Raw genomic sequence first — 6,573 nt, 5'->3', positions numbered from 1 at the left:
ACTGCTACCGCAGCACGGCAATCAGTGACGGCAGTTCGCGGCCTCGTTGGGCCTGACACCGCTGCAGAACTGCAGTGGCGGCAAGGAGCGCCTGGGCCGGATCTCGCGCATGGGCGACCGCTACCTGCGCCGGCTGCTCGTAGTCGGCATGACCTCTCTGATCCGGCGCGCGAAGACGACACCGACCTCGGTCGACCCGCGGCTGCCGGGGCTGCTGCAGCGCAAGCCGGTGCGCGTGGTGACTGTTGCGGCGGCCAATCGCACGGCGCGGGTCGCCTGGGCGATCATGACCCGCGGCGGCACCTACCGCGCACCCCTGGCCGCGGCCGCCTGACAGCACGCAAAGGAGACTTTTCCAGGTTGCGAGGACGATGAGAGTTGATGGCGAACCGGTCAGACCGGGAGCCGGGACACCCCGCCGCTAGTCCAGGGCGTGATAGCCCGCAAAGCAGAGTGGGACCCAGCTCACATACCATCAGGGCCAGCGGTCAACATGAACGACTGCATCAACAGGCCGGACACAAGACTGCACCCGACCAACGCGTCAGAAGCTCAATTCGCCACTTGTAATGCGGGAGCCATCCACACAAGGCGGCCTCCTGTCGACCCAACCCAGCCACTTAGAGCGCGGGGAGCCCTTCCCATAAGCGGTCATAACCTCGGCCGACTGACAGCTTCGGCTCGGGGTAGCAATCGGAGCTTAGTCTGCCGCCAGATAGCTGACGTTCTACCTTCGACCTTGATCGGCGACAGGATTCGCTCTCTCCTGTACCCCAAAGGCGGGTAAGCCCTGCAATGCCATAGCAACCTACGACGCGCTGGCGCAGTCTACTGTGTCTGCGTCACGCCAGTGCGTGTGGGCCACCGAGGTCGCAGGCGCGGCGTGCAAACCGGTCGGTCATTCCTGCTCGATCAGGTCCGTGAAGTTGGCGACGATCCCGGGCATGCGGCTGCCCTTGCGGGTCGCGGCCATCAGCCGGACCCGGTAGCGGGCGCCGTCAGCCCCCTCGATCGTCCGCTCGGAGGGCCGGTTCGCCGCCAACACCGTCGGGATCTCGTCCAACATCCAAGCTAGAGGAATCGGCGCAGAGAAGTTGCGCAGGGAGCGCCCCACATCACTCGGTTGTAGGCCGAAAATCTGCGCCGCCGCGTTGGTGAACATGCGGATGTGGAGATCCGGAGTCAGAAGCACGCTCGCGACGTTCATGCCCTCAAACAACGTGGCCTGATCTTCGATTAACTGATCTATGGCCTCAATCTTGCATGTCAGTTCGGAATTAACCGTCTGAAGTTCCTCGTTCAGAGACTGTGTCTCCTCCTTCGACGCCTCCAGCTCCTCGTTGGCGGCCTGCATCTCCTCGTTGACCGAGTACAGCTCCTCGTTCGACGATTTGAGTTCCTCGAGGGAGGTCTCGTATTCCTCGATCACGGCCTGGAGCCGTTCCCGCGTCACACTCAATTCACGCTCAAGGCCCTGCAGCGCTGTGTCCCGCTCGTTCGCCTCCAGCGCCTGCTGGCGCTCCTTCTCGATGGGGGCAGCGGCCTCGTTGAAAACGACCAAGAAAAGCGGCTCGATCGCGCCGGGCGTGTTCAGCGGCTTGACCACCAGGGAGATCGACTGGAGACGGCCGTCCGGCAGTTCGACGCCGATGCCGCCACGCGAGACCAGGGTGTTGCCCTCGATCGCCTCGCGCAGGGCTGTCCGGAGATCCAGGCGCAAGCCTTTGCGCGCCATCGCGGCTAGTTCCCGGGTTGGCTGGCCAGGCACGACTTCCAGGTGATCGCCGATCCGCGACGAGTAGTGCACGGCCTCGCCTGTCCGCGTCACAACCGCGTGCGGCGGTGTGAACTCGGACAGCATCTGCGTCTCGACTGCGTGCCGCAGAGCAGCATGCGTAGTCACGTGGCGCCGGTGCGGCTGGCCGGTATTCGTGAAGGTCGGCGTGTCCGGCCCTGACATCGGCGGCAGCCGCGCCGGCGGGATCGCGTCGCGAGCCTGGAAGATGCGGTTCCGCTTGTCGATCGTTTCAAACAGATCCTCGAACCGCGTGACATTCTCGGCCATCCCGATGAACAGGTAGCCGCGCGGCCGCAGGGCATAGTGCAGCACCGGCATCAGCTGCTGCTGGGCCTCGACGCCGAGGTAGATCATCAGGTTGCGGCAGGAGATGAGATCGAGGCGCGAGAACGGCGGGTCGCGCAGCACGCTGTGCGGGGCGAACGTGCACAGGTCACGCACGGACTTCGCGACCACCGCGCTGTCGCCCTCGCCAACGAAGTACTGCGCGATCCGCTCGGGAGAGACAGCATCAAGGTAAGCCCTCGGGTAGCGGCCGGTCCGGGCTACCGCGAGCGAACGCTCGTCGATGTCCGTGGCGAAGATCTGCACCCGCGGTGGATCCGCCATGGTGAGCATGTTCTCGCGCAGGAGGATGGCCAGGGAGTAGACCTCTTCGCCGGTCGAGCAGGCCGGTACCCAGATCCGCACGACATCGGTCGCCGCGCGTGCGTCGAGCAGCTTCGGGATGACCTGGGTGGCCAGGGACTCGAAGGCGGCGGTGTCGCGGAAGAAGTTCGTCACGCCGATCAGGAGGTCCCGGAACAGCACCCCGACCTCGGCCGGGTCGGCACGCAGCAGCTTGAGGTAGCCGTTCGGCCCGGCCGCGCCGACGATGCCGATGCGGCGCTGAAGGCGGCGCACGAAGGTGCTGGGCTTGTAGCCCGAGAAGTCGTGGCCGACCTGGCGGCGGAGGATGGCGAAGATCTCGGTGAGCAGTTCGGCGTCGAGCCCCCGCGCGTCCGCGTCGCCCTGGGTGGCCAGCGCGTCCGGCGCGGTGGCGAGGTGCGCGGCGGCGTGCGCGGCGATCCGCTCGCCCATCCGGTCGGCCATCTCGCCGAAATCGACGAAGCCGGTCCGGAGTGAACTGAGCGGCATGTCCGCGGTCTCGGGGCCGTAACCATCCGCGGTCTGAGCCAGGGTCAGGCCACCGTGCTCCTTGATCGCCTTGACGCCGATGGCACCGTCGCCGTCGCCGCCGGACAGGATCACGCCGACCGCACGCTCGCCCTGGTCTAGGGCCAGGGCGGTCAGGAAAAGGTCGATCGGCTTGGTCTCGCGGCCCGCTGGCTCCAGCGGCGTCAAAGTCAGCCGGCCGCCCGCGATGCCCATGACGAAACCGGCAGGCATGACGTAGACGTGGCCCGGCCGGACCGGCACACCGTCGGTGGCGGCTTCGACCTCGAGCGACGTGAACTGGGCCAACACGTTCGGGAGCTGGCTTTTATGTCCCCGGCTGAGATGCGTCACGACCACGAAGGCGGCCCTGAGCGTCTCGGGCACCCCTCGGAAGAAGCTCCGCATCGCCTCGATGCCGCCTGCGGACGCGCCGATGCCGACAACTGGAAAGTGGTCCTGGTCCATCACCCCGTTCTGAGCCCCCGGATCGATGCCACCCCGTTCGTCGGGTTTCAGCATCCTGCGTTCTCACCCGTTGTCGAGGCCAACCGCGCGGATCAGTCGTCCCGCGTGGCCTCCTGCACGACGTAGGCTAGGCAGCGGGCCCGCGCTTCGGGACTCTTCAGCCGCGCGAACAGGCGCAGCAACGTCACAACGTGAGCCGGATCACCCATTGCCATCACCGCATTTGCGACGTTGGGGGCCTCATCCGGTTTGTCTGCGAGGAAAGCCGCGACGGGAACACCCAGGGCCTGCGCAATGCGGTCCAGTGCGTCAGTGCCACAGCCGGCCTGCGGATCGTCGCCGTTCATCTGACCCCTTCACTGGCGCCTGTGGGCCGTCGATCAATGCGTTGCGAGCCCGACCGCCTTCGGTCCAAACGCTCTCGCGATGCGACAACCGACATGATGGAGCACCTGACCGAGGAGGTTGCGGGTCAGTACGTCGGGCTCATCTTTCGCGGCCTCGTAGGCGTCGATGAGGCACTCCACGAGATGCTGCGAGGGCGCAACGTCGTCGCAGAGCGTCGCTGAGCCAGCCATGGAGTTCGACTGAACCCGTGAGCGCCGGACGAGCTCACGCGATGCATCCAGCGTCCGCCTTGTTTCCTCGGCCGCCGCACGCAATTCGCGGGCAACTTCAAGGCTCCGATCTGCGAGATGGAGGCGGTCATTCATAGGCGTTCCAAACTTCGCGGCACGCCCAAGCGTCGATCAACTTTGGGCTTGATCGTCGATCATGCTCTCAATTTCTAGATGCGGCAAACTTGTGTAAACCGCGGCTCGGTCATCCGACACCTTCCCCGCTCAGCATGAGCGTATCAGAGGTGTCCGCGATGCCGAGGGAGGATCACCTTCCTCCGGCCCCGAGACATGGGCGCCTCGGTGATCGTCTCTGCGACCTCCGCCGCCTTGGGGGCTGCATTCCGGCGCAGGTTGCCGAGGCCGGTGTTCTTCGCCAGGGCTGAGCGCATCTCGGAGTAGCTCGGGGCGGTCATAGGGTAGTCGACCGGGAGGCCCCACTTCGCCCGGTACTCGTCCGGGGTGAGGCCCACTCCCTTCAGATGCCGCTTCAGAGTCTTGTATGGTCGGCCGTCTTCGAAGCTGATCAGCGCGTCGTGCGTGATCGACTTCCGGATCTGGGCCGAGGTGGCACGATCGACCTTCGACTCAGCCGGAGCGGCAGGGCTGCCCAACCCGTTCAGCGCGCCGTGGATCGCGGACAGAAGCGCCGGCATCTCGGAGACAGGCACGGAATTGTTCGAGACGTAAGCGGCCACGATGTCGGCCATGAGCTCGATTAGGTTGCTCTGATCGGGAGCCAAGGTTGATGTAGCGTCGTCCAATGATGCCTCCTGCGAATTGGGCGGAGACCCAAGCAGCAACACCGATGCCTAGTCAAGGCTTATCTACGAGATACTATCAGATAATCTTGGATATTGACCGGTTCTAAGATCAGCTGCTTGGTTAAATCGACGCATCAAGGTGGATGCGGCACGACATGTCCGCCTCATTCAAGAGGCTGAAGTTCTGTCACAGCATTTTAGGCCGTGACTGCCCGCGGTGCGGCTTCGCTGATCTAAGAGGTAGGCCAGCGCCGGCAGGGCGCGGGCAGCCGCAAACCATGAAACGAAAGAGCCTCGCGCGGGGGTACCGGCGAGGCTGAAGTCGGGAGGAGCTCGGGCGTCGCAAGCGGCGGCCCAGCGCACGAAAAAACCGCCGCGGCCCGAGCCGGGTGGTTTGAGAGGGTCTACGCTTGGGGATCGGTCTCCGCGCGAGAGACCGCGCAGTTCGGAGCGCTTGAAACGATGAAAGGCGCCCCGGCCGAAGCCAGGGCGCCATGTCGAGATAATGAGCGCTTGGTGCGCCGGTGTTGCAAAACTCAGCGCCGCGTCGGCGCTCTCGCATCCCGTTCCAGCTCGACCAGCTTCTGGAGGTCGGTGGCTCCGCCGTCGCTGCCCGGATGGTGGACGAGGCCCGGCAGTTCTTCGACCAGACCTTCTTCTCCGGCCAGACCGTGACACCTGAGCTGGCGAGCACCGGCACCGGCCCGATAGCTCGGGCCGTGCAGCATTGTGGCATTCGCGACTGGATCGGGGCCGTGCAACGCTTCGACGACCCCCGTCGCCTGTCCGGACTGGATCTACAACAACCGCAATCAGGTCGAGCGCCTCTGGGCCAGGCTTAAGGAATGGCGAGCCGTCGCAACCCGTTACGAGAAAACCGCCGCCAGCTTCATAGGCGTCCTCTCCCTCGCCGCAGCCCTCGACTGGCTCAAGCGATGACACGCCGTAGGACGTCCAGGGCGGCAAACAAGGTCGTGGTGCCGTGGCGCTTGTAGTCGTGGGTCCGCGTCGTGGGCTGCCCCGGCTTCATCGGCAACGGGTCCTGCGTTCGGGCCAGCGCCTGGATCTGAGACTTCTCGTCGACGGAGAGCACCACGGCATGAGCTGGTGGATCGACGTAGAGCCCGACCACATCGCGCAATTTGGCGGCGAAGGCCGGGTCGTTGGAGAGCTTGAACTGCCGCGCCCGATGCGGCTGCAGGCCATGCCCGCGCCAGATCCGCTGCACCGACGAGACGCTGATGGATGTGACCTGAGCCATGGCAGCTGCCGTCCAATGCGTGGTCTCGCCGGGCGGATCAGCCTGGGTCAGGGCCACCACGCGCGCCGCAACCTCCGGGCCGAGCGGCGGGATGCGGGCTGGCCGTGTCTTGTCGCGAAGGAGCCCAGCGAGACTCTCTCGCGCGAAGCGCTCCTGCCAGCGCCAGACCGCGGTCTTGGACACGGCCGCCTCACGCATGATCGCGTGCGTCCCGAGCCCATCGGCGCTCAGCAGCACGATGCGAGCGCGCCAGACATGCTTCTGCGGCGTATTCCAATCAGCCACGAGGGCGTCCAGTCGAAGGCGATCCGAAGCAGAAAGCGAGAAGGAGATGCCGCTGTGCATCCCGCCAGACTCGCAGGACACAGCCCAAACCAAAACCCGGGACGGACTCAACCGTCAGGTTTTGACCACTAGGGCGTCTCTGCAAAGGGTTCACAGGCCGCGGGATCGGCCCCATGTGGGCCTGATGCGACGCTTTGAACTGACTGACGCGCAGTGGGAGCAGAT

Annotated in this window: 5 protein-coding genes and 3 pseudogenes; 2 read left to right on the top strand and 6 right to left on the bottom strand. The window is 65.4% G+C overall.

Going from position 1 to position 6,573, the window contains the following annotated elements:
- Window positions 1-28: 28 nt before the first annotated feature.
- A pseudogene (locus ASG32_RS28255) lies at window positions 29-334 on the top strand (transposase); the annotation flags it as partial.
- A 564-nt stretch (window positions 335-898) separates the two neighbouring features.
- Here the strand turns inward: ASG32_RS28255 and ASG32_RS28250 are convergent.
- The 5 genes from ASG32_RS28250 to ASG32_RS34220 all read right to left on the bottom strand — a co-directional run bounded on the left by ASG32_RS28250 (window position 899) and on the right by ASG32_RS34220 (window position 5,530).
- The gene (locus ASG32_RS28250) at window positions 899-3,475 is read right to left on the bottom strand and encodes a CheR family methyltransferase (RefSeq protein ID WP_056532921.1); all 2,577 of its coding nucleotides are present in this window, start codon (window positions 3,473-3,475) and stop codon (window positions 899-901) included.
- A 38-nt stretch (window positions 3,476-3,513) separates the two neighbouring features.
- The gene (locus ASG32_RS28245; RefSeq protein WP_056532919.1) at window positions 3,514-3,768 is read right to left on the bottom strand and encodes a hypothetical protein; all 255 of its coding nucleotides are present in this window, start codon (window positions 3,766-3,768) and stop codon (window positions 3,514-3,516) included.
- Window positions 3,769-3,801: 33 nt separating this feature from the next.
- The gene (locus ASG32_RS34225) at window positions 3,802-4,134 is read right to left on the bottom strand and encodes a hypothetical protein (protein ID WP_157862096.1); all 333 of its coding nucleotides are present in this window, start codon (window positions 4,132-4,134) and stop codon (window positions 3,802-3,804) included.
- 143 nt (window positions 4,135-4,277) lie between these two features.
- Window positions 4,278-4,748 carry a MucR family transcriptional regulator gene (locus ASG32_RS28240; RefSeq protein WP_056532916.1) on the bottom strand — a complete coding sequence of 157 codons (471 nt, stop codon included), beginning with the start codon at window positions 4,746-4,748 and terminating at the stop codon, window positions 4,278-4,280.
- Window positions 4,749-5,338: 590 nt separating this feature from the next.
- Complete coding sequence (locus ASG32_RS34220) at window positions 5,339-5,530, bottom strand: hypothetical protein (RefSeq protein ID WP_157862095.1); 192 nt, start codon at window positions 5,528-5,530, stop codon at window positions 5,339-5,341.
- Between the two features lie 46 nt (window positions 5,531-5,576).
- Between ASG32_RS34220 and ASG32_RS33005 the strand changes: the two are divergent.
- Window positions 5,577-5,741, top strand: a pseudogene (locus tag ASG32_RS33005) (transposase); the annotation flags it as partial.
- 7 nt (window positions 5,742-5,748) lie between these two features.
- On the opposite strand, the pseudogene ASG32_RS28230 reads toward ASG32_RS33005, so the two are convergent.
- Window positions 5,749-6,408 (bottom strand): annotated as a pseudogene (locus tag ASG32_RS28230) (IS630 family transposase); the annotation flags it as partial.
- Between the last annotated feature and the right edge of the window lie 165 nt (window positions 6,409-6,573).

It is taken from the genome of Methylobacterium sp. Leaf361 (genome assembly GCF_001424445.1).
Classification (GTDB): domain Bacteria; phylum Pseudomonadota; class Alphaproteobacteria; order Rhizobiales; family Beijerinckiaceae; genus Methylobacterium.
The sequence above is the reverse complement of the archived record's forward strand: the minus strand, read 5'-3'. Positions and strand labels throughout refer to the sequence as shown.